The 23,134-nt window shown below is 68.5% G+C and carries 20 protein-coding genes and 2 tRNA genes; 14 read left to right on the forward strand and 8 right to left on the reverse strand.

The features are described from left to right. Positions 1-93: 93 nt before the first annotated feature. On the forward strand, positions 94-2,484 hold the full coding sequence (locus VE172_RS08655; RefSeq protein WP_324799938.1) for a PEP/pyruvate-binding domain-containing protein: 2,391 nt from the start codon (positions 94-96) through the stop codon (positions 2,482-2,484). A gap of 101 nt (positions 2,485-2,585) precedes the next feature. Then, positions 2,586-3,245: an HNH endonuclease family protein gene (locus VE172_RS08660; protein WP_324799942.1), complete on the forward strand. Its 660-nt coding sequence runs from the start codon at positions 2,586-2,588 to the stop codon at positions 3,243-3,245. Here VE172_RS08660 and VE172_RS08665 read toward each other — a convergent pair. After that, on the reverse strand, positions 3,239-3,655 hold the full coding sequence (locus tag VE172_RS08665) for a GNAT family N-acetyltransferase (protein ID WP_475525650.1): 417 nt from the start codon (positions 3,653-3,655) through the stop codon (positions 3,239-3,241). The two genes, VE172_RS08660 and VE172_RS08665, sit on opposite strands and share 7 nt — an antisense overlap. A gap of 274 nt (positions 3,656-3,929) precedes the next feature. Here VE172_RS08665 and VE172_RS08670 point away from each other — a divergent pair, with 274 nt between their 5' ends. Beyond that, on the forward strand, positions 3,930-5,057 hold the full coding sequence (locus VE172_RS08670; protein ID WP_324799948.1) for a PP2C family protein-serine/threonine phosphatase: 1,128 nt from the start codon (positions 3,930-3,932) through the stop codon (positions 5,055-5,057). A 436-nt stretch (positions 5,058-5,493) separates the two neighbouring features. Continuing rightward, positions 5,494-7,344 carry an acyl-CoA dehydrogenase gene (locus VE172_RS08675; RefSeq protein ID WP_324799951.1) on the forward strand — a complete coding sequence of 617 codons (1,851 nt, stop codon included), beginning with the start codon at positions 5,494-5,496 and terminating at the stop codon, positions 7,342-7,344. Positions 7,345-7,413: 69 nt separating this feature from the next. Here the strand turns inward: VE172_RS08675 and VE172_RS08680 are convergent, their stop codons facing one another. After that, the gene (locus VE172_RS08680; RefSeq protein ID WP_324799954.1) at positions 7,414-10,248 is read right to left on the reverse strand and encodes a transglycosylase domain-containing protein; all 2,835 of its coding nucleotides are present in this window, start codon (positions 10,246-10,248) and stop codon (positions 7,414-7,416) included. Then, positions 10,245-10,817 (reverse strand): DUF5318 family protein, encoded by a 573-nt coding sequence (locus VE172_RS08685; protein WP_324799957.1) that lies wholly within the window; start codon positions 10,815-10,817, stop codon positions 10,245-10,247. Before VE172_RS08685 ends, VE172_RS08680 begins: the two co-directional genes overlap by 4 nt. Positions 10,818-10,921: 104 nt before the next feature. Between VE172_RS08685 and VE172_RS08690 the strand changes: the two genes are divergently transcribed. From VE172_RS08690 to VE172_RS08710, 5 genes are all read left to right on the forward strand, one after another. Then, positions 10,922-11,515, forward strand: a complete 594-nt coding sequence (locus tag VE172_RS08690) for a PadR family transcriptional regulator (RefSeq protein ID WP_349258312.1) — start codon at positions 10,922-10,924, stop codon at positions 11,513-11,515. 33 nt (positions 11,516-11,548) lie between these two features. Further along, complete coding sequence (locus VE172_RS08695; RefSeq protein ID WP_324799962.1) at positions 11,549-12,628, forward strand: inositol-3-phosphate synthase; 1,080 nt, start codon at positions 11,549-11,551, stop codon at positions 12,626-12,628. A gap of 133 nt (positions 12,629-12,761) precedes the next feature. After that, a tRNA-Ser gene (locus VE172_RS08700) sits at positions 12,762-12,855 on the forward strand. A gap of 126 nt (positions 12,856-12,981) precedes the next feature. After that, positions 12,982-13,113: a DLW-39 family protein gene (locus tag VE172_RS08705; RefSeq protein WP_324799964.1), complete on the forward strand. Its 132-nt coding sequence runs from the start codon at positions 12,982-12,984 to the stop codon at positions 13,111-13,113. 94 nt (positions 13,114-13,207) lie between these two features. Beyond that, positions 13,208-13,280: transfer RNA gene (locus tag VE172_RS08710), tRNA-Ala, on the forward strand. A 40-nt stretch (positions 13,281-13,320) separates the two neighbouring features. Here the strand turns inward: VE172_RS08710 and VE172_RS08715 are convergent. After that, the gene (locus tag VE172_RS08715) at positions 13,321-14,244 is read right to left on the reverse strand and encodes an NADP-dependent oxidoreductase (RefSeq protein ID WP_349258308.1); all 924 of its coding nucleotides are present in this window, start codon (positions 14,242-14,244) and stop codon (positions 13,321-13,323) included. An 87-nt stretch (positions 14,245-14,331) separates the two neighbouring features. Here VE172_RS08715 and VE172_RS08720 point away from each other — a divergent pair, with 87 nt between their 5' ends. After that, positions 14,332-14,922 carry a TetR/AcrR family transcriptional regulator gene (locus VE172_RS08720; RefSeq protein ID WP_349258309.1) on the forward strand — a complete coding sequence of 197 codons (591 nt, stop codon included), beginning with the start codon at positions 14,332-14,334 and terminating at the stop codon, positions 14,920-14,922. Then, positions 14,919-15,866, forward strand: a complete 948-nt coding sequence (locus VE172_RS08725) for an aldo/keto reductase (RefSeq protein WP_324799973.1) — start codon at positions 14,919-14,921, stop codon at positions 15,864-15,866. Before VE172_RS08720 ends, VE172_RS08725 begins: the two co-directional genes overlap by 4 nt. Before the next feature lie 126 nt (positions 15,867-15,992). Here VE172_RS08725 and VE172_RS08730 read toward each other — a convergent pair whose 3' ends face one another. After that, entirely contained in the window at positions 15,993-16,634 is a 642-nt protein-coding gene (locus VE172_RS08730; RefSeq protein WP_324799975.1) for a TetR/AcrR family transcriptional regulator, read from the reverse strand. A gap of 68 nt (positions 16,635-16,702) precedes the next feature. Between VE172_RS08730 and VE172_RS08735 the strand changes: the two genes are divergently transcribed. Next, positions 16,703-17,410 carry a DUF998 domain-containing protein gene (locus VE172_RS08735; protein ID WP_324799978.1) on the forward strand — a complete coding sequence of 236 codons (708 nt, stop codon included), beginning with the start codon at positions 16,703-16,705 and terminating at the stop codon, positions 17,408-17,410. Positions 17,411-17,549: 139 nt separating this feature from the next. Here the strand turns inward: VE172_RS08735 and VE172_RS08740 are convergent, their stop codons facing one another. Continuing rightward, entirely contained in the window at positions 17,550-18,209 is a 660-nt protein-coding gene (locus VE172_RS08740; protein ID WP_324799980.1) for a response regulator transcription factor, read from the reverse strand. Then, on the reverse strand, positions 18,206-19,390 hold the full coding sequence (locus VE172_RS08745) for a sensor histidine kinase (protein WP_324799983.1): 1,185 nt from the start codon (positions 19,388-19,390) through the stop codon (positions 18,206-18,208). Before VE172_RS08745 ends, VE172_RS08740 begins: the two co-directional genes overlap by 4 nt. A gap of 155 nt (positions 19,391-19,545) precedes the next feature. On the opposite strand from VE172_RS08745, the gene VE172_RS08750 reads away from it, so the two are divergent. After that, positions 19,546-20,139, forward strand: a complete 594-nt coding sequence (locus tag VE172_RS08750) for a hypothetical protein (protein ID WP_324799986.1) — start codon at positions 19,546-19,548, stop codon at positions 20,137-20,139. On the opposite strand, the gene VE172_RS08755 is transcribed toward VE172_RS08750, so the two are convergent. Continuing rightward, the gene (locus VE172_RS08755; RefSeq protein ID WP_324799989.1) at positions 20,136-21,665 is read right to left on the reverse strand and encodes a helix-turn-helix domain-containing protein; all 1,530 of its coding nucleotides are present in this window, start codon (positions 21,663-21,665) and stop codon (positions 20,136-20,138) included. The two genes, VE172_RS08750 and VE172_RS08755, sit on opposite strands and share 4 nt — an antisense overlap. Before the next feature lie 141 nt (positions 21,666-21,806). On the opposite strand from VE172_RS08755, the gene aceA reads away from it, so the two are divergent. Next, a complete protein-coding gene (aceA, locus tag VE172_RS08760) occupies positions 21,807-23,111 on the forward strand; it encodes an isocitrate lyase (RefSeq protein WP_324799991.1) in 1,305 nt (434 codons plus the stop codon). Positions 23,112-23,134 lie beyond the last annotated feature (23 nt).

The following is a 23,134-nucleotide window of genomic DNA, read 5'->3' on the forward strand; positions in this document are numbered from 1 at the left end:
GCACCTGTATTGTCTTAGCTATACATTGCAGTCGTATTGGAAAAAGATGTGGTCGGTCATGCAGGACGTGGTCGGCACGAAGGAGGTGCGCGGATGGACGTGCTCGAGCTGACGGAGATCGACGGCGGACAGCGGGACCTGGTGGGGGGCAAGGCCGCCGGTCTCGCCGGGCTGATCCGCTCCGGGGAGCCGGTGCCGGACGGCTTCTGCGTGACGACCGAGGCGCACCGGAGCGGGCAGGTACCGCGCTCCGAGGTGCTCGCGGCGTACGAACGCCTCGGCGGCGGACCGGTCGCGGTCCGCTCCAGCGCCACCGCCGAGGACCTGCCGCACGCGAGCTTCGCCGGTCAGCAGGACACCTACCTCGATGTCGCGGGCGGCGAGGCGCTGATCGAGGCGATCGAGGCCTGCTGGGCCTCCCTGCATACCAAGCGCGCGACCGCCTACCGCGAGGCCAACGGCATCCCGCACGATTCCGTGAGGATGGCGGTCGTCGTGCAGCGCATGGTCGACGCCGAAGTCGCGGGCGTGCTGTTCACCGCCGACCCGCTGACCGGCTCGCGCAGCGCGTGCGTGGTCGACGCCGCGCCCGGGCCGGGGACGGCGGTCGTCGACGGCACCCAGGCGGCGGACCACTACGTGCTGGACGGCACGGAGGACGGCGAGCGCGGCTGCCTCGCGCCCGCCCGCCGGAAGGAACTGCGCGGGGCCGGTGAGCGGATCAGGGACCTGCTCGGCGCGGAGCAGGACATCGAGTGGGCCTACGACCGGGCCGGAAGGCTGTGGCTGCTACAGGCGCGCGACATCACCACCCTCTTCCCCGCGCCCCCGCCGAGCGCGAAACCGGGCCCGCGCCTGTACGTCGAGTTCGGCCATGTGCAGGGGATGCGGCGGCCCGCGACACCGATGGGCATGTCGACGCTGAAGGCGATGCTGGCGGGCATGCTCGCCGCGTTCGGCCTCACCGTCGAGATCGTCGGCATCGGCGGGCGGCTGTACGGCGACCTGACCGACGCGCTACGCGATCCCTCGACGCGGCGGCGGCTGGTCAAGCTGATGGCGGTCGATTTCGGGCCGCGCGCGCAGCGGGCGGTCGCACACCTCCTGGACGATCCGCGGTTCGCGCCGCGGAAGACCCCCCGTCGACGCCATGCCGCCGCCGTGAAGGCCGGGCCGAGGGCGGTCGCCGGGATCCTCGGCGCGCTGGCCCGTCCGGCGCGGGCGCGCGCCCGCGTCCTCGGCGAGATCCAGCGCCTCCGCCAACGGCCGGTCACCGATCCCGCCACCGCGGCGGAGCTGTTGGACCTGGTCGAGCACGACGCGGCGCCCAGCACCCTCACCGACGCCATCACCTGGCCCGTCGTCACCGGACTCGCCGTGTCCGCCGCACTGCCGCCGCTGCTGAGGGACATCGCGAGTCAGGACGAGATCCACACGGTGCTCGGCGGCATGCCGCACAACGTGACGATCGAGATGGACCTCGCGCTGTGGCGGGTGGCGCGGCGAGCAGCGCCCCACCGCGAGCTGCTGCTCGGTACCCCGCCAACCGAACTCACCGCGGCCTGGCGGGCGGGCGAGCTCCCCGACTTCGGCCTCGACGCATTCCTTCAGCGGTACGGCATCCGGTCGGCCGCCGAGGTCGACGTCGGTGTACCGCGCTGGGCCGAAAACCCGACGCCGGTGTTCACGATGCTCGCCAACTACCTGCGGGTCGCCGACCCCGAGCAGGCCCCGGATCGCCGCTTCGAGCGCGCCGCCGACCGGGCCGAGTCGATGCTCGCCGAGCTCGCCGTGCGTGCCCGTCGCAGGCGGGCGCTGCGTGGCCGCCTCGCCGGCTTCTTCCTGCGCCGCTCGCGGGAGTTGTCCGGGCTGCGCGAGGCGGGCAAGTTCGCCGGGCTTTACGCCTTGCGCGACCGGCGCCGCCGCCTGCTCCTGATCGGGGCGCAGCTCCAGGCGAAGGGTTTGCTCGCGGACGCCGACGACGTGATGTTCCTCGAACTCCCCGAGCTGCGCACCACAGTGGAGACCGGTGCCGACCGGCGCGACACGATCACCGCCCGGCGCGCGGAGTACGAGCGCGAGCTACGCCGCCGCGCCGTTCCGGTCGCCCTGCTCTCCGACGGTACGGATGTGGAGACGCTCCTGCCGGCCCCGCCAGTCGACGGTCGGACGCTCACGGGAACAGGTGCGGCGTCCGGTCGCGTCACCGGCCACGCCCGTGTGGTCCGCGACCCCTCGGACGCGTCCATCGAACCCGGGGAGATCCTCGTCGCGCCGACGACGGACCCGGGCTGGACACCGCTGTTTCTCACGGCCGGCGGCCTCGTCACGGAGACCGGCGCGGTGATGGCCCACGGGCCGACCGTCGCGCGCGAGTACGGCATTCCGGCCGTCATCTGCGTCCCGGACGCCACCACGCGCATCCGCGACGGGCAGCTGATCGCCCTCGACGGCGCCACGGGGACGGTCACGCTGGACTGCTGAGCGGGCCGGCGGGGCACCGGCGGGGTTGGCCAAATCACCATTAATTGAGATACTTGCATGCGTTAGCCCCGTTTTCTCATTCCCCGCCCCGGATGTGACGCATGCCCGTACCAAAATTCTCGTTCAGACACGCCCTCGTCATCGCCGTCGCGGCCCTCGCCGCGCTGGCGCTGATCAGCATCGCCGCGCCGCGCACCGCCCAGGCGCTGCCGGCCGACATTCCCTCCAAGGCCACCGTCCAGTCCGAGCTCAATGGACTGACCGTGGCCACGGAGGGCTCCATGACCGGCTACTCCCGCGACAAGTTTCCCACCTGGATAACGATCTCCGGTACCTGCAACACTCGCGAGTGGATTCTCAAGCGCGACGCCGACCAGGTCACCGAGGGCGCGGACTGCTACCCGACGTCCGGCACCTGGTACAGCTACTACGACGGCGTCATCAAGACCGACCCCTCGCAGGTGTCGATCGACCACGTGGTGGCCCTGGCCGAGGCGTGGCGCTCGGGCGCCAGCTCCTGGACCACCGCCAGGCGCCAGGACTTCGCCAACGACGTCAACGGCACCCAGCTGCTGGCCGTCGACACCTCGGTGAACAGCTCCAAGGGCGACCGCGACCCCGCCTCGTGGAAGCCGCCCCGCACCGGCGCGTACTGCCTGTACAGCAAGCTGTGGATTCACTCCAAGTCCAAGTGGGGACTGAAGCTGCAGTCGGCCGAGAAGACCGCCCTGCAGTCGATGTTGAACACCTGCTCCTACTGAGACACCGGGCGCCCGTTCAGCTCCTTGCCGAGGTGGCGGGCGCCCTCCTCGTTGGCGTAGACGCCGAAGGGTTCCACGGGGACGTAGCCCAGCGAGGCGTACAGCGCCAGCGCCTCGGGCTGCTCGGTGCCGGTCTCCAGGATCATGCGGGCGCGGCCGGCGGCCGCGGCGTCTTCCTCCAGTTTGGCCACCATCGCGCGGGCCAGGCCGCGGCCGCGCGCGGCGTCCACCACGTACAGCCGCTTCATCTCCGCGTCGGATTCGCCGTGGGAGCGCCAGCCGCCGCTGGCGACGGGGTTGTCGCCGTCGTAGGCGAGGAAGTAGGCGCCCGACGGGGGCACGAAGTCCTCGGCGGTCAGTACGGTGTCGTCGCCGCCGCCGTAGCGGCGGTGGTATTCGGCCTGCACCATGGCGTCCAGGCGGCGGGCGTCGGGGCTGTCGTAAGGCTGGAGGCGGAGATTCGCGGACACGAGATTCAGCATGACACCGCCGGGGCGCGTCGTCACGTCCGTTTGTGGTGGCGGTCGTTACGCCGCGGCGCGGGCGCCCACGCCTCCCACCTGTCCATTCGGTCAGAGAAATACCGCCGAATCGCCGGTGCCCAAACGTGTGCTTTAAGGGCGATGTCGGGGCATGCTGTGGACAGCAGGCGCTTTCCTTGAGACGTAACAGGCTTTGACACCGATGGCTAAAAACCGTGCCCCACGCAGGGTGCGCACCGACGCCCGGACCGGCATCGGTGCGGCCGTGGTGCTGCTGGTCCTCATCATCGTGGTCGAGGCGGCGGCCGGGCCCGGCCCGGAGGTGCTGTCCCTTCTGGTCCTACCGCCGTTCATCGCCGCGGCCTTCGCGCCGTGGCGGCCGGTGGCGGTGCTGGCCGGGCTGAGCGTCATCACCGCCGTGCTGCTGGTCTTCTCCGGTTTTCCCCAGCTGTCGACGGTGCCGATGGGCGTGCTGGTGGACTGGGGCACCGTCCTCGTCGGTGCCGGCAGCGCGGTCGCGGTGTCGGTGACCCGGCAGCGCCAGCAGGCGCGGTGGTCGGCGCTGTCGCGGCTGGCCTCGGTGGCGCAGCAGGCGGTGCTGCGTCCGATCGGGCCGGTGGTGGGCCAGCTGAAGCTGGCGGGGCGCTACGTGTCGGCCAGCGACCAGGCCGACATCGGCGGCGACCTGTACGAGGCGATCGACACTCCGTACGGCGCGCGGCTGATCATCGGGGACGTCCGGGGCAAGGGCCTGCCCGCGGTGCGGCTGGCATCGACGGTGCTGGGTTCCTTCCGGCACGTGGCCTACGAGCGCGCGGACCTGCGCACGGTGGTGTCCGATCTGGACCGCGCGGTGGCCCGGGGCGCCAGCTACGAGGACTTCGTGACCGCGGCGTTTCTGGAGATCCGCGGCGGCATCCTCACCATTCTCAACTGTGGACATCCCCCGCCACTGTTGCTGCGCAACGGAAAGCTGGAATTGTTGGAGCCGCTGGCGGCGGCGCCGCCGCTGGGCTTCATGCCGGTGGCCAAGCCGCTGACCGTCCGCCTGGAGCCGGGCGACCGCCTGCTGCTGTACACCGACGGGCTGGCCGAGGCCCGCCGGGACGGGGTGTTCTTCCCGGTGTCCGAGAGAGCCTGGGGCCTGCTGGGCCACGGGTCCATCGTGGATGGTTTGTCGTCCCTGGAGAGCGCCCTGCGCTCCTGGGTGGGCGGCCCGCTGGGCGACGACATCGCGCTGATGCTCGTGGAGTACATCGGGGCCGACGCCGACTCGGAGACCAGCTGGCGCGCGGACGGCGAGGCCACCACCAAGGCCGAACAGCATTGAGGCGGTGGCCGGAATCCCCGGCCACCGCCTCTCCCCAGCCCCACCGGGAGTTGGTTGTCGAATAAGGTCTCGGCACGTTCCTGGTCACCCAGCAACGTGTCCATATCGGTGTGTTGCACCGCCGCGTGTCGGGAGAAGCGATGCCGTCCGATGTAGCCGCGGCGGTTCAGTGTCCAGGCCAGTAAAATTCTCATCAACATCTGCCTTCGTCCTCCACTGTGTCCTCCAGTCGGTCCGGTTGGCGTCCGCCGCCGCCAACCCATCCCCCGCATCAAGCACAACGATCCGGACGGGCAAGCGGTGACGGTTGTCTATATGTCACCTATCCGACAGTTGCGCGGCGCCGCGCTCACTCACCGTGACATTCAACCCCCTCCGCTTGCCGAAGTTACCGGCGAGTAATACCCTTGGTTTACTGAGCAGTAGGAGGCTGGCAATGACGCACTACAAGAGCAACCTGCGGGACCTCGAATTCAATCTCTTCGAGGTCTTCGACACTGGCAAGGACATGGGCCAGGGGCTGTTCGCCGACATCGACCCCGACACGGCGCGCGACATCCTGCGCGAGGTGGCGCGCATCGCCGAAAACGATCTCGCCGCACCCTTCGCCGATGCCGACCGGACCCCGCCGGTCTTCGACGCGGCCACCAACACCGTGAAGCTGCCCGAGGGCTTCAAGAAGGCGTACCAGACGATGATGGAGGGCGAGTACTGGCGCCTGGACATCTCGCCGGAGCTGGGCGGCACCAACGCGCCGCGCACCCTGTGGTGGGCCTTCGCCGACCTGGTGCTGGGCGCCAACCCCGCGCTGTGGATGTACGCGGCGGGCCCGAGCTTCGCCAACACCCTCGGCAGGGAGGGAACCGACGAGCAGAAGAAGTGGGCCCGGCTGTTCGTCGAGAAGGAATGGGGCGCCACCATGGTGCTGACCGAGCCCGACGCGGGCTCCGACGTCGGCGCCGGACGCACCAAGGCATACCTTCAGCCCGACGGCTCCTGGCACCTGGAGGGCGTCAAGCGCTTCATCACCTCGGGCGAACACGACCTCACCGACAACATCATCCACTATGTACTGGCGCGCCCGGTCGGCGTGGACGGCGTCGGCGGGCCGGGCACCAAGGGCCTGAGCCTGTTCGTCGTCCCGAAGTACCACTTCGACGCCGAGACCGGCGAGCTCGGCGAGCGCAACGGCGTCTACGCCACCAACGTCGAGCACAAGATGGGCCTGAAGGTCTCCACCACGTGCGAGATGACCTTCGGCGAGAAGCAGCCCGCCAAGGGCTGGCTGATGGGCGAGAAGCACGAGGGCATCCGTCAGATGTTCCTCATCATCGAATACGCCCGCATGATGGTCGGCACCAAGGCGATCGCCACGCTGTCCACCGGCTACCTCAACGCGTTGGAGTACGCCAAGAACCGGGCGCAGGGCGCCGACATGCTGCAGTCCACCGACAAGGCGGCGCCGCGCGTGACCATCACGCACCACCCGGACGTGCGCCGTTCGCTGCTGCTGCAGAAGTCCTACGCCGAGGGCCTGCGCGCCCTGGTGTGCTACACCGCCGCCTGGCAGGACAGGATGCGGCTGGCCGCCGACTCCGGCGACGCCGAGACCCTCAAGCTGGCCTCGCGGGTCAACGACCTGCTGCTGCCGATCATCAAGGGCTGCGGCTCGGAGCGCGCGTACGAGCTGCTCAGCTCGGAGTCGCTGCAGACCTTCGGCGGCTCCGGCTTCCTCCAGGACTACCCGATCGAGCAGTACGTCCGCGACTCCAAGATCGACACGCTGTACGAGGGCACCACGGCGATCCAGAGCCTCGACCTGATCTTCCGCAAGGTCGTCAGGGACGGTGGGGTCGCGCTGGGCACCGTGGCCGGCGAGATCGGCCAGTGGCTGGGCGCCGACGGCCCCGAGGAACTCAAGGGCGTGCGCGCGTCGCTGGGCGAGGCCCTGGAGAACGCGCAGGCGATGCTGGGCACGCTGGGCACCGCCCTGGGCGCCTCGCAGCAGGGTCAGCCGCGCGAGCTGTACAAGGTCGGGCTGCACTCCCGTCGCCTGCTGCTGGCCATGGGCGACGTGGTGATCGGCTGGCTGCTGGGCCGCCAGGCCGAGGTCGCGCTGTCCAAGCTGGAGGCCGGTGCCGAGGGCGCCGACCGCGACTTCTACACCGGCAAGATCGCCGCCGCCCGGTTCTTCGCGTCCGAGGTGCTGCCGCGGCTGTACTCCGACCGCAAGATCGTCGAGGCCGCCGACCTGACCGCGATGGACATTCCCGAAGAGGCCTTCTAAACCGGCTCCGCTCAAAAAGCGGCCCCGCGAGCGATGTGCTCGCGGGGCCGCTTCGGGTTTTTGCGGGTGCTATTCGTTCAGCGCGAAGCCGGGCTTGGATCGCGTGGCGTACGGTGCGACGTCGCCGTAGCGGGCGTCGTTGTACGGGGTCTCGTTCTCGACGCCCTCGGAATCGCGGTGACCGCCGCCGCCGCCGTTACCACCGCAGCCGCCGATGATCGGGCAGCTGGTGGAGTCGCCGCCGCAGTTGGGGTCGGTGTTGGGATCGCACTGCGGACTGGAGGTGTCTCCGCCGCCGCAGTTGGGGTCGGTGGTGGGGTCGCAGCTGTTGGAGCTGTCACCGCCGCCGTTGTCGCCGCCACCATTGTCGCCGCCGTTGTCGCCGGTGTCTCCGGTGGAGCTGTCACAGGCCTGACCATCGAACTTGGGGTCGTTGTTGCAGATGTCGCCGTGGTAGACGGGCTTGTCGAACACCGACGGGTCGGCGTACTTGCCGAGCTTCGTGGCCTTCTCCATGAACCGCAGCCAGACGCTTCCCGACTGGCCGGCGCCGAAGGCGGGGGAACCGGCGGCGTCGGTCACGTTGGCGTTCTCGTTGCTCTTGTCGCCGACCCACACCGCCGCCGCGAGGTGCTTGGTGAAGCCGGTATAGACCGTCGAGGAGTTCTGGCCGCTCGTGCAGTCCTTCGCGTCACCGCCGCAATATCGTTCCCAGGTTCCGGTCTTGCCGGCGAACTGCTGATTGGAGTCTCCGTCGACGTAATCGCCCTGGCCGTTGTGAAGGGACTCGGCCGGGGTGATCTTCTCCAGGACGTAGGTCGCGTCCTTGGCCACCGCGGGCGAGAAGACCGACTTCGGCTGGATCTTGTCGCCCGCCTTGAACACGGTGGAGCCGTCGGGGTTGGAGATCTTCTTGATGAAGTGCGGCCGGTTGGCGGTGCCCCCGTTGGCCGTGGTGGCGTTGGCGGCCGCCATGCCGATCATGGTCACCGGGTACTGGCCGAAACCGACCTCGTTGTCGACCAGCTTTCGGGGATTCGCGTTGTCGTTGAGCAGCGCGTCCCACTTGTGGTCGTTGAGGTTGATGGTGTGGACCTTGTTGTCGTCGCTCTTCAGCGGGACCTGGATGTCGTAGAGGCCCATGTCGCGGGCCATCTTCAGCACCTTGTTGGCGCCGTACTTGTTGGTCATCGCGTACGTGGGGGTGTTGAGCGACTTGCGGATGAAGTCCGTCATCGAGATGTGCGGGAAGTTCTCGTCCTTGCCCTCGGCACAACAGTTGTGCACCGGCCCGGCGTCGCCACGTTCCTTGAAGTCGCGTGGCGTCTCACCGTCCCATATGGACTTGATGTTGGACGGACTCTTCTTGTCCGCCAGGGCGGTGATCATCGTGAACTGCTTGAACGACGAGCCCGGTGGGTGAAAACCCGCGGCCTTGTCGGCCAGGGTTCCGTCGTCCGAGCCGCCGTAGTACGCCACGATCTCGCCCGACCCCGGATCGACCGAGACCAACGCCGCCCGGTTGTTCTTGGGCGCGTTGTCCTTCATCCAGCCCTTCTTGCTGCTGGCGGCCTCGATGGCGGCCTTCTCCAGGTCCTTGTTGATGGTGGTCTGGATCGTGTAGCCCTTGGTCCGGATGTCCTGCTCGGAGATGCCGTAGATCGCCTCGGCCTCCTTGACGACCTCCTTGTGGGACACGAAACCGGTGGGTTCGGTGGCCCCGGCGTTGGCCGCGCCGCTGGTGCCCGTCACGGTCTTGGGCAGCGGGTCCTTCATGGCCTTGTCGTACTGGGCCTTGGTGATCCACTTCTCCTTGAGCATGCCGCCCAGGCAGTACTCGACGCGCTCGGTGGACCACTTCGTGGTCTTCTTCTTGCCCATGCCCAGCGGGTCGCGCGGGTCGTAGACGCCGTTGGGCGACTTCACCTGGGCGAAGATCAGCGCCGCCTCGTTGACGGTGAGGTCCTTCACGGGCTTCTTGAACCACGCCTCGGCGGCGGCCCCCAGGCCGTAAGCGCCGCGTCCCATGTAGACGAGGTTGAGGTAGTGCTCGATGATGGTGTCCTTGCTGTACTTGTCGTCCATCTTCATCGCCATCACCGCCTCCTTCGCCTTACGCAGGTAGGAGTGGTCCTCGCGGAGGTTCTCGACGGTGCCGACGTACTGCTGGGTCAGGGTGGACGCACCCTGCGTGCTGCCCCCGGTGACGTTGTTCCACAGGGCGCGCAGCACGCCGGTGAAGTCGACGCCCGCGTGCTCGTAGAACTTGCGGTCCTCCGTGGCCAGCAGCGCGTACTTGACCTCCTTCGGCACGTCCAGGTTCTTCGTCGCCTTGCCGTCGTGCTTCGGGACGTGCACGTCCTTGCGGTTGGAGATGCTGGAGCCGATCTTGGCCATCGGCGAGCCGTCGGAGTAGGTGATCGTGGTGTTCTGGTCCAGGGCCTTGAGGATGTCCTCGGGCAACGGGACGCTTTCGAAGTAGATCGAGCCGGCCACGGTTCCCAGGCCCAGCAGCATGACGATCACGCAGGCCGCGGCGATCAGCCGACGGCGGCGCTTCTTCTTTTTCTTGGCCTTCTTCTGTTCCGAGGCTTCCTCCTCGGACAGTTCGCGGGTCGGGCGTCGCTTGCCGCCCACCCGGGCGCTGCCGCGCGCGGGACCCGAGCCGGTCGGCTCCGAGCCGGGCACCCTGGCACGCCCCGACGTCAGCGGTTCGTCGTGCGGCGAGGAACTTCTCACCGAGGCCGAGCCGGACGCACCACCACCCCCGTAGCCGCCGGCGTAATCGTCGCCGCGCTGTCGCGGTGCGTAGTCGCCGTAGTCGTCGTATCTATTGCCGTCGTACCGATCCCGGCCGTAGTCATCGGAGCCGCTGCCATAGCCCCGGGGTCCGTAATCGCTCATCGTTGTGTGATACCCGTCCGTCGGGGTCGAGATATGTCACGTGCCAGGCCATGCGATGCGGTCAACGAGCGCCGCGCCGCCAATGGGGTGACGTTGGTTGTGATGGCCGCCTCGGCATCGGCTCGGCCCACGGCGAAATACTCCACCACGTGGTTCCAAGCGCAGCCGCGACATACCTCGACGACGTATACGTCAATGTGCCGGTACTCGCGCGCGAGCACCGCCAGTTCGGCTCGGTTGCGCGCCTGCCCCGCGGAGGCACGCAACTCTTCGCCGAAAATATAGTGCACCAGCCACAGATTTTCACGACGGCAGATGGGGCACCGTCGCGTGGACTCTTCGCCGTGGAACCGGCTCGCGCTGAGCAGGTACGGGGATGCGTCGCAGGCCTCCGCGACGTCGACCCTGCCCGAGCGGACATCGCGCAGCAGCGTACGCCGCCGCAGCGAGTAATCCACGTTCGCCGATGTCGATTGCACCTCGCCAGCGTACTTGGCTTGGGCGGCAACACCATCGGCCGTGTCCGCCTTGTCGGTTTTCGGGGCTTTTCCGTGTCGGCTTTTGGCCATCCGGCCCAGTGGCGATCCCGCGAAAACGGGCCGATCCGGCGCCGAGGAGTAACGTGTTGACATATCGGTCCGATACATCACTACGCGACGTCAAGGGAGCAACGGTGCTGGAACTGGCGGTGCTCGGCCTCCTGCACGAGTCCCCGATGCACGGCTACGAACTGCGCAAGCGCCTGACGACCCTACTCGGGGCGTTTCGCGCGGCGTTCAGTTACGGCTCCCTGTACCCGACCCTGCGCCGCCTGCGCGAGCGCGGCTGGATCACCGAGGACGCGGCGACCCCGCGCACCGAGGCCCCGCCCCTCACCGGACGGCGCGGCCGCATCTCCTACCGGCTGACACCCGAGGGAAAGGAGCGCTTCGCCGAACTCATCGCGTGCACCGGCCCGGAGGCCTTCGAGGACACCGGTTTCGGCGTGCACTTCGCGTTCTTCTCCCGCTGCGAGCCCGCGGTGCGGATGCGCGTCCTGGAGGGCCGCAGGCGCCGCGTCGAGGAGCGCCGAGAAACCTTGCGCGACACGGTGAATCGCGCCACCGAGCGGCTCGACGCGTACTCGCTCGAGCTGCAACGCCACGGGCTCGAGGCCTGCGAGCGCGAGGTGCGGTGGCTCAACGAGCTCATCGCGTCGGAACAGGCCGGTCGTCCGCCGTCGGTGTCGTTCGGCGACGGCGACGAGCCGGGCGACCGCGGCAAGTAACCAATTCACACACAAGAGAAGGAGGCATCCGAGATGGGCAGTGTCCGTGTCGCCGTGGTCGGCGCCGGCAACTGTGCTTCGTCGCTGGTGCAAGGCGTCCAGTACTACAAAGACGCCGATCCGTCCCAACGGGTACCCGGCCTGATGCACGTCCAGTTCGGCGACTACCACGTCGGCGACGTCACGTTCGTCGCCGCGTTCGACGTCGACGCCAAGAAGGTGGGCCGCGACCTCTCCGAGGCCCTGGTCGCCAGCGAGAACAACACGATCCAGTTCTGCGAGGTCCCGCCCACCGGCGTCATGGTCCAACGCGGACCGACCCTGGACGGCCTCGGCCAGTACTACACCGAGATGGTGGAGGAATCCGACGACGACCCGGTCGACGTCGCCGCCGCCCTGCGCGCCGCCCGCGCCGACGTGGTGGTCTGCTACCTGCCGGTCGGCTCCGAGGACGCGGCGCGCTTCTACGCCCAGGCGGCGATCGACGCCGGCTGCGCCTTCGTCAACGCCCTGCCGGTGTTCATCGCCTCCCGCCCCGAGTGGGCCGAGAAGTTCACCGCGGCGGGCCTGCCGATCGTCGGCGACGACATCAAGTCCCAGGTCGGGGCGACCATCGTCCACCGCGGCCTCGCCAAGCTGTTCGAGGACCGGGGAGTTGAGCTGCTACGCACCTACCAGCTCAACTTCGGCGGAAACATGGACTTCATGAACATGCTCGAGCGGTCCCGCCTGATGTCCAAGAAGATCTCCAAGACCCAATCGGTGACTTCCCAAGTCCCGCACGAGATGCGAGGAAGCGACGTCCACATCGGCCCGTCGGACCACGTCCCGTGGCTCACCGACCGCAAGTGGGCCTACATCCGCCTGGAGGGCCGCTCCTTCGGCGACACGCCGCTCAACGCCGAACTCAAGCTCGAGGTGTGGGACTCCCCCAACTCGGCCGGGGTCATCATCGACGCCCTGCGCGCCGCCAAGATCGCGCTCGACCGGCACATCGCCGGCCCGGTGCTGTCGGCCTCGAGCTACTTCATGAAGTCGCCGCCGACGCAATACAGCGACCACGACGCCCACCAAGCCGTCGAGGACTTCATCGCCGGCACGATAGACCGTTAAGCTCAAGGCAACCCCTCGATGGTCGCCCCGTCACCCGACGGGGCGACCATCGCTCCCTCCAACCACGTTGCGACCCGAAACGACCGCCCGGTATGCTCACCGGGTCGATGGGCCGCCACGCGCGCCCATCGCTGGAGGCTTCGCCTAGTCCGGTCTATGGCGCCCGCCTGCTAAGCGGGTTTCGGGTTCATCCCCGATCGAGGGTTCAAATCCCTCAGCCTCCGCCAGCTCAAGCCGGAATCCGGTGGAGCGAACGGCGTTTCGTTTCGACCCCGGGCTCCATCCCTGGCCCGCTTGGGTATGCTTGGGCCCGCTTCAACGGCTGTCTAAGTCTATTTAGGGGGACTGCGCCGATGTGGAAAAAGCTGATCATTCTGGCGGGCGTCATTGGCGTCGCCGCCATCGTCGCCAAGAAGGTCAAGGCGATGAACGAGGAACGCGCTCTCTGGCACGAGGCCACCACCTCCGCTGAGGACGTGAGCTGAACCACTCCGGTTCGGCTACACTTCACCACCCGTGCCGCCCAAGGCCCACCGGGCCGACGGCGGCATTATCGATGTCCGGACTCCTTCCGGACCCGGGGCCATAGCTCAATTGGCAGAGCACTGCCTTTGCAAGGCAGGGGTTAGGGGTTCGATTCCCCTTGGCTCCACCCAAACGGACCTTGGTGGCGTCGTGCACCACGTTGTTGTCTATGGAGTCAGAACCAGCTTGCCGCGAACGTGTCCCTTCTGGCTGTCACGATGCGCGATGGCCGCGTCCGTGAAGGGGTAGGTGCAGGCGATGGGCATCGTGATCGTGCCGTCCGCTGCCAGCCTTGCCGCTTCGGCCAGGATGCCGCGCATGTTCTCCGGCTCGCCGGATACGAACCGCGCGCCCAATGACGGCGCGGACGCGTCGGCGAGGCTGATCACGCGATCGGGGTCACCGGTCAATTCCACCAGGACGGGGAGGGATCCGTGGCCCGCCGCGTCGATGGCGGCGTCCACGCCTTGCGGGGCGACGGCCGCGATCCTGTCGGCGAGACCATCACCGTAGGTTACGGGGGTGGCGCCGAGACCGTCCAGGTAGTCGTGGTTGTGGGGGCCGGCGGTGCCGATCACCGTTAGCCCGCGGTGCCGGGCGAGCTGGACGGCGACGGTTCCCACGCCACCGGCGGCGCCGTCGATGAGGAGCGTTTCGCCAGGCGTCGCACCGAGTTGAGCCAGGACGTGATGTGCCGTGGTGACGGCCACGGGCAGGGCGGCGGCGATTTCCCACGGGATCGCGGCGGGCTTGGGGGCGATGGCGTCGAGGTTCGCCAGCGCGAGTTCGGCGTAGCCGCCAGACGCCGCCTTGCCGAACACTTCGTCCCCTGTGGAGAACTCGGTCACGTCCGGCCCGGTGCTCTCGACGACACCGGCGACGTCGACGCCCGGGATGGCGGGAAGTCGAACCGGCATGACCTCCGCCATGGAGCCGTTGCGGATCTTCCAGTCGATCGGGTTGACACCCGCGGCGCGGACCGCGATCCGGAGCTGGCCCGGACCGGGATCGGCGACCTCGCGTTCGGTCAACCGCAAGACCTCGGCGTCACCGAACTCGTCGAACACGACAGCCCGACAGCGCTGCTTCATAAGTCCTTCTTTCCATAGGGAGTCCGGCCGATGGGAAACGAATGACCGGTCCGTCGGTCCGCCATGATACGGTCCGGTGGTCCACTTATGCAAGGCGAGGTCATGAGCGAACGCGTCGATGCCGCCCGAAACCGTGCCGCCGTGCTGGCCGCGGCGGAGGCGCTGTTCCAGCGTGAGGATCTTGACCATGTGAGTCTCGCGAGCATCGCCGAGGCCGCGGGGGTCGGCAAGGCCACGGTCTTGCGCCGCTTCGGCGATCTGCTGGGGCTGGTCGACGCACTCATCGCGCCACGGGTCGTCGTCCTCCGCGACCGGGTGCGCTCCGGGGAGCCTCCCTTGGGGCCCGGAGGCGGTGCCACCGAACGGCTCCACGCCTACCTGGACGCGTTGTTCGATTTCGTCCTGGACAACCGAACGCTCATCCGCGCGCTGGAGCAGTACGGGCCGTACGCCTACTACGACAACCCGGCCAGCCGGTTCTGGATCGAGGAACTCGCCGACCGGCTCCGCGCGGCACGCCCCACAGTGGATGCCGAGTATCTCGCGCACGCCGTGTTCACCGCGCTGCGCGCCGACGTCATCGACTACCTCCGCCAATTCCCGCACATGGACACCCCCCGCATCCGCGCGGGAATCCACGCCCTCGCCGACCCCGCGAGAGAAAGCGACACGACATGACACGGCCACGCTTCGCCCTCGGGACGATGCACTTCGGCACCCGGGTAGACCGGCCAACCGCATTCGGGCTGCTGGACCGATTCGTCGACGCGGGTGGTTCGCTGATCGACACGGCGAACTGCTACGCGTTCTGGACCGATCCGGAAAGCGCCGGCGGGCACAGTGAACGGGTGATCGGGGCGTGGCTGGCCAGCCGTCCCGGCGTCCGAGATCGGGTGCGGCTCAGCACCAAGGTGGGCGCCCAGCCGATCGGCGACGGTGACTGGCCCGCCAACCGGGAGGGACTGTCGGCCACGGCGATCAAGTCGGCGATCGAGGGCAGCCTCGACCGCCTGCACACCGATCACATTGATCTGCTGTGGACCCATATGGAGGATCGGTCAGTGTCGTTGGAGGAAACGGGAAGCGCGCTGGCGCTGCTCATCGGGTCGGGAGCCGTGGGCCGTCTCGGCGCGTCCAACCATCCCCTGTGGCGGGTGGAGCGTGCCCGCGGCGTCGCCCGGGCCAACGGGTGGCCGGGCTATTCGGCGTTGCAGCTGCGGCACTCGTACATCGCACCGCGCCCCGGCGCCACGGTCCCCGACCAGGGTCACCGCTTCGGCTGGGTGACAGACGAGATTCTCGATTACGTCGGTTCGGACCGGGAACTCGCGCTGTGGGTCTACACCCCGCTGATCAACGGCTCCTACACCCGCGACGACCGCCCGCTCCCCGAGGCGTACGACCATCCGGGGACGACCCGGCGGCTGGCCGTGCTGAACGAAGTGGCCAGCGAGGTTGGCGCCACCCGCAACCAGGTCGTCCTCGCCTGGCTGACCGGAGGCGAGCCAGCCGTGACGCCCATCGTCGGTGTCAGCACCGTCGCCCAACTGGAGGAGACCCTGAACGGCGCCGCCCTCGTGCTCCCCACAAAACTGCGGGCGCGGCTGGACGCGACCACCTGACTCGTCACGGCAGGGAATGTTCGCGATCTGGGCGGCGTGAGGGTGTTGTTCAGGAGGATCATGACCGGTTCGGTATCGCCGTCGATGTGCTCGACGGCGCCAACGCTCACCGCCATGGTCTCGGTTTCATTCGGGCTGGGGAAGTCTCGGTGAGCCGCGTGCGAGGCCAATCCCTAAAGTGGATAGTCTCTTGTGGTATGTCGTCCAGCCCTCGTCGAGGAGTCGGAATCCCGCGTCGATGGCCGATTCCGGATCCGCCTCGTGGGTGGCGCCGAGCTGGATGTGCAGGGCGAACCGGACGTAGAAGCGGATTTCGTCGTTCGGCTCCGGGAGCTCAAGGTCCTTGGTGATCGCGACAACCAGGGCGTCCTCGTGGCGGAACCACATCTTCTCCGCGTAGTCGACGAGGGAGGGGGTGGCTTCCATGAGGGTGAGGATCTGGCGCTGGGGCCCGGATCTCATCGCGGCGATCTCGGCGAGGTAGTGCGCCTTCAACGCGGCGGAGATCGTCGTCCCCGACGCCCGGTCGCTCACCGCGGCCGCGAGGCGCTCGTGCCGTTCGTCCTCGTCGCTGAAGACGAGGGCCTCTTTCTGCGGGAAATGGGTGAAGACCGTCTTGGGTGACACGTCCGCCTCGTCCGCGATCTCGCGCACGGTGACTTCGTCGAAGCCGCGCTCGAGGAAGAGCGGCATTGCCGCGTCCAGGATCGCCGCCCGCGTTGCCGCCTTCTTGCGTTCGCGCCGTCCCACGACCGTTCCATCACCCATGGGTCGATCCTACTAGTGCGGGGCTCTAATCACCTTGACTATAAAAGTAGTCTCGATATACTAAGTGTGTGAGTGAAGCTAAATTGCTAACCGAGACCCCCGATACCGCGCCGACTCGGCGCCGAACCGCGGCGGCCCTGCTCATCGCCGGGCCCGCGATCTTCCTGCTCGCCGAGTTCATCGCCGCCATGGCCTGGACCAATCCGCCCTACAGCTACACGTATCACTTCATCAGCGACCTCGGAGTCCACGGACCCTCGACGCTGTTCGGGCAGTACATGTATTCACCGTTGGCATGGGTGATGAACACCGGCTTCATCGGGTTCGGGATCACCATCCTGGCCGGCATCGCCGCGCTGGGCGGTCTGTCGGGTTGGCGCCGCTGGGCGGCCCTGGTGCCCGCGGCGCTGCTGGCCGTCGGCGGTGTCCTGCTGGGGCTGTTTCCCGGATCCGGCGAGGCGATGAAGGACGGCACCGGTGGCTTCCATGCCTTGGGCGCCATGGCGGGCTTCATCGGCGGTAACGTGCTGGCCATCGTCGTGGGGAGCATGCGCCGACGCGTCGGGCTCTCGCCGGGATCCGGGCGAGGGTTGGTCGCGGTTGGCGTCATCGGTCTGGTTTCGATGGTGGCCTACTTCGCCGACGTCATGTCCGGGGCCAACATCGTCGTCGGCCTCATCGAACGCGGCGCCGTCCATCCATTCCTGATCGGCCTCATCTACGCCGGAGTTTCGATCTGGCGTTGCGGCGTGACCAGCGGAAACGAGTCGGAGTAAGCGACCATCAGGTCCGCTACGGGGTTGCCGTGGCCATCCCAGTACGACGCCGACGGGCGCCGCCACTTCCTCGACCCGCTCAGCCCCGAACAGGCGGTGGTCCTGCGGGCATGGAGCCAGCAGGTCGTCGACAGGTGGCTCAGGGGTAGAGGCCCGCCCGGAAGGTGAACGACACGAGTTGCGCCCGGTCGCGCGCGCCGACCTTTGTCATGGCCCGCACCACATGCGTCTTCACGGTGAGCGGCGACAGGAAGATCTGGGCCGCGATCTCGTCGTTGCCGAGGCCGCTGGCGACGAGAATGATCACCTCCCGTTCCCTGGGGGTCAGGGCGTCGAAGCGCCGCAGCAGTCGCTTGTCGACGGCCGGGGGCGGGCTGGTGGTCATGTGACCGATGAGCGCGGACGTCGCGGCGGCCGACAGCGCGCCACCGCCGCCGACGACCTCGTTGATTCCGGCGACGAGTTCGGCGGGGCTCATCGTCTTGCTGAGGAAGCCGTTGGCGCCCGCGCGCAGGGCGGCGAGAACGATGTCGTCCTGGTCGAAGGTGGTCAGCACGATCACGCGCATCCTTTCGGGCGGGTGCTGCTCGCGGATGCGGCGGGTGGCCTCGACGCCGTCGATGCCGGGCATCCGGATGTCCATCAGGACCAGGTCGACCGGGTGGTCCCGGAGGAAGGGGATGACCTGGAGGCCGTCGGAGAGATCACCCGCGACCACGAGGCTCGGGTCGAGCAGCAGGATCGCTCGGATACCGGCCCTGACGTCGTCCTGGTCGTCGACGATCAGAATTCGCGTCATCGGACGACGCCTCCCGAGGGGCTGAACTCCGCGCGGACCCGGAATCGGCCGCCGTCGCCGTCGATCGTCAGCCGTCCGCCGGAGGACTCGACGCGTTCCCGCATCCCCACGAGTCCGAGCCCGCCGCCCGAGCCGGGGCCTCGCGGTGCATGGCCGACGCGGTTGTCCACCGTGACGCGGATCGTGCCGTCGCGCTCGCGCACATCCACCGTCGCCGTTCCCTCTCCGTGCCGGAACGCGTTCGTGAGCGCTTCCTGGACGACCCGGTAGACCGTCACGCCGATGCTGGGTTCCACGAAACCGGCGGGGATGTCGATGGACGGTTGGATGTCGAGGCCGATGCTCTCGAAGGAGGCGATGAGTCCGTCCAGGCCGCTGAGCGCCGGGGTGGGCCGGAGCGCCTCGTCGTCGGAGATGTCGTCTCCGCGGCGCAGGAGCTCGAGGATCCGTTGGGTCTCGACGACGACGGTGCGGGTGCTGGACCTGGCCGAGACGAGGGCCTGCCGGGAGGATTCGGCGTCGGCGGGCAGCCCGATTTCCGCGACGCCGAGATGCAGGCTCAGCATCGCGACCTGGTGGCCGATGATGTCGTGGAGGTCCCGGGCGATGCGCAGCCGCTCCTCGGTCACCCGCCGGGTGGCCTCGATCTCGCGGGTGGCCAGGGCGGTCTCGGCCCGTTCCTCCAGTATGGACCAGTGGACTCGATGGAGGTGGAGCGCGCCCCCCGTCGCGCCTCCCGATATGGCCGAGAAGAGGGCGGCGGCTCCCACGAACGCGCCGCCACGGAATCCCCCCAACGTCATGAACGCTCCCTGGAAGCACCCCGCCACGATGACGATGCCGATCAGCGGCTGCTTTCCCCTGAGGGTGACGGAGAACAGCACGAGCACCGCCATCATCCACACCGACAGGGGGTCCTGGCCGACCGCGGTGACGGCGAAGGACGCCGCGCTCGCCACGACCAGGCCCGTCCACGGCATCCGCCAGGAGACGGCGACCCCGGCGCCGGCGAGCAGTACGGAAAGGACGGTCGGCCACTCCGACCCCCTCAGCGCCACCGCCACGATCTGGCCGATGAACACCAGCGCCGCCACCGCGTAGGCGACGACGTGCAGCACCTCGGGGCGGCGGATCCACAGGGGCGCCGCGGGCACGTCGGGGGTGTCCTGCGCTTTGGCCATGATCCGATTCTCGTCCACGCGCGCCGCGTCCGTGTACTTCGAACGACGTAGACGGCACAACTACTTCGTTCGAAGTACGCGACCCCGCTCGATCGAACTTAGTGTCCACAGCGAGGCGACCGCCTCACACCATCACGATCACGCAGGGACACCTCATGGCCCAGACCGCCGCACCTTCGACCACGCCCGCGATGAAGCCCTCCGGGCTGCGATCGCTCTATCTGATCCGAACCGTCGTCTCCCTGATCTGGGTGGCGCTCGTCTTCACGACCTCGGCCGGGCTCACGTCGGCGGACAAGCCCACCGTGATCGCGGCCGTGCTGCTCGCCGTCTATCCCTTGTGGGACGTCGCCGCCACGCTTCTCGAGCGCCGCATGGCGGGCGCCGGGCCAGCGAACCGGGTCGGCGTCGTCAACGTGGCCCTCGGACTCGCCGCCACCGCCGGGATGATCGCCGCCGTCTTGTCCACCATTGGCAGGGCCCTTCTCGTGTTCGGGGTCTGGGCGGTGTTGTCCGGGGCGATCCAACTGTTCGTGGCGATCCGGCGCCGTCACGCCGTGGGCATCCAGTGGCCCATGATCATCAGCGGCGGGCTGTCCGTCGTCGCGGGTGCCGGATTCGCCGCCATGTCCGCCTCGCCGACGAGCGGACTGTCCAGCCTCGCCGGATACTCGGCCTTCGGCGCGTTCTGGTTCCTCGTCTCCGCCATCACCCTGAGCATCCGCGGCCGACGCGCGAAGGGTCTCTAGGGTCTCGTCTTCCGAGTTGTGCCGGAGTGCTTCTCCAGGAAGCGGTACACCTCGGTCTCGTCGACGCCGGGGAAGGAGCCGCGGGGCATGGCCGCCAGCTGGGAGGACGTGGCGCGGCCCGCGGGCCACACGTGGCCCGCCCAGGTCTCGGTGAGGTCGGCGGGCGGGCGGCGGCAGCAGTCGGGGGCGGGGCAGCGGGACACGGACCGGGCGGTGGTCTCCTTGCCGCGGAACCACTTGGACGACTCGAAGGGGACGCCGATGCTGAGCGAGAACTCGCCGTCGGGGCCGCGTTCGGTGCGGGCGGTGCACCAGAAGGTTCCCGTGGAGGTGTCGGTGTACTGGTGGAAGGCGCTGAACTTGTCGGGGATGTCGAAGACCTGGCGGCTGGTCCAATAGCGACAGACCTGCTGGCCCTCGATGGCCCCGGTGGGGTCCTTGGGGAAGGCGACGCCGTCGTTTTCGTACGCCTTGAAGATGGTGCCGGACTTGTGGACCTTCTGGAAGTGCGTGTGGATTCCGAAGTGGTGGGTGGCCAGGTTGGTGAAGCGGTGGGCGGCGGCCTCGTAGGAGACGGCGAAGTTGTCGCGGAGGTCCTCGACCGCGATTTCCTTGTCGGCCATGGCCTGCCGGAGGAACTTGACGGCGCTGACCTCGGGGATCAGCAGCGCCGCGGCCAGGTAGTTGGTCGCCACGCGCTGGGTGAGGAAGTCGAGGTAACTGGTGGGCACCTTGTGTTCCAGGACGTGGCTGGCCAGCGCCTGCAGCAACACCGTGCGGGGGTCGTGGGAGCTGGACTTGTTCTGGGTCAGGTAGATGCGGCGGTTGCGCAGGTCGGTGACCGAGCGGGTGGAATGGGGCAGGTCGTCGACGTGGTGGAGGGTGAAGCCGAGGTAGGACGCCAGGTCGGAGATGGCGTGCTGTGACAGGGGGCCGCTGGAGTAGTCGACGTGCTTGAGCAGCTCGCGGGCGCGCTGCTCGACGTCGCCGAAGTAGTTGTTGCGGTCGCGCATCGTGCGGCGCAGCTCGGTGTTGGCGCGGCGGGCCTCCTCGGGGGAGGCGGCGTGGAGGTTCTGCTGGCGCTCCACCTCGCGGTGCAGGCCGACCAGGGTCTCGAGGATCTCGGTGGGTACGCGGGCCGACGGCCGGACGCGGGGCAGGCCGAGGGACTGGTAGCCCGCGGTCTGTTGGGCGCGTTCGAGTTCGATCTCCAGGGCGACGCGCCGGTTGGGGGGTTCGATGCGCAGCAGCTCGTCGGAGGTGACGCCGAGCTCGCGGGCCAGGGTGCGGATCATGGACAGCTTGGGTTCGCGCTTGCCGTTTTCGATCAGGGACAGCTGCGACGGCGCCGTTCCGACGGCCTCGCCGAGGTCGTCCAGGGTGAGGCCGCGCTGCTTGCGGAGGTGGCGGACCCGCTTGCCGAGGCTGATCAGGTCGACCGACCGCTCGGGCGCGTCGACCTCGGTCGGTGCCTCGGCGCCCCACGGCAGGTGCGGGGGCTCGTCGGTGGCCTGCGGCTTTCTCATTCCTTCAGTATGCGCGAAGAAATGCAAATCTTTCCATCACAAATCCCTGTCATCTGTGTCTCGGATGGAAAATTCTTGTTACCCATAAGTAGCGACCGCCGACGGCGCCGGTCCACGCGGATACCGATTCAGGAGACGACGATGGGCAAGCTGACAGACACCGCGAAGCAGGACATCCAACGACTCGAGCTCGACTGGAGCACCGACCCGCGCTGGGAGAACATCACCCGCGACTACACCGCCGAGCAGGTCGTGAAGCTGCGCGGCCGGGTCCGGGAGGAGCACAGCCTGGCGCGGCGCGGGGCCGAGCGGCTGTGGGAGCAGCTCACCGGCGAGGCCCGCTCCGGCGGATACACCAACGCGCTGGGCGCCCTGACCGGAAACCAGGCCGTGGAGCAGGTGCGGGCCGGGCTGCGCGCCATCTACCTGTCCGGCTGGCAGGTGGCCGCCGACGCCAACCTGGCGGGCCAGACCTACCCCGACCAGTCGCTGTACCCGGCCAACTCGGTGCCGTCGGTGGTGCGGCGGATCAACAACGCGCTGCTGCGCAGCGACCAGATCGAGTTCGCCGAGGGCATCCAGAGCGTGGACGACTGGCTGGTGCCGATCGTGGCCGACGCCGAGGCCGGCTTCGGCGGACCGCTCAACGCCTACGAGCTGATGCGGGCGATGATCGGCGCGGGCGCCGCAGGCGTGCACTGGGAGGACCAGCTCGCCTCGGAGAAGAAGTGCGGTCACCTGGGCGGCAAGGTGCTGATCCCGACCTCGCAGCACATCCGCACCCTCAACGCCGCCCGACTGGCGGCGGACGTGGCGGGCACCCCGACCCTGATCGTGGCCCGCACTGACGCCGAGGCCGCCTCGCTGATCACCTCGGACATCGACGAGCGCGACGCCGCCTTCCTCACCGGGGAGCGCACCGCCGAGGGCTACCACCGGGTCCGCAATGGACTGCCGTCCTGCGTCGCCCGCGCCAAGGCGTACGCGCCGTACGCCGACCTGCTGTGGATGGAGACCGGAACGCCGGACCTGGACGTGGCCCGCGAGTTCGCCGAGGCGGTGAAGGCGGAGTTCCCCGACCAGATGTTGGCCTACAACTGCTCGCCGTCCTTCAACTGGAGGCGCCACCTGGACGACGACACCATCGCCAAGTTCCAGAACGAGTTGGGCGCCATGGGTTACACGTTCCAGTTCATCACGCTGGCGGGGTTCCACTCGCTGAACTACTCGATGTTCGACCTGGCGCACGGCTACGCGCGCGACGGCATGAGCGCCTATGTGGACCTTCAGGAGCGCGAGTTCGCCGCCGAGGCCCACGGCTACACCGCGACCCGGCACCAGCGCGAGGTCGGCACCGGCTACTTCGACGAGATCTCCACCGTCCTCAACCCGAGCGGCTCGACGCTGGCGCTGGCCGGGTCGACCGAGGCCGGGCAATTCCACTGACAACCCGGGTGCCCAAAGGAGTA

Origin of the sequence: Stackebrandtia sp., assembly GCF_035643755.1 — a bacterium.
Taxonomy (GTDB): Bacteria; Actinomycetota; Actinomycetes; order Mycobacteriales; family Micromonosporaceae; genus Stackebrandtia.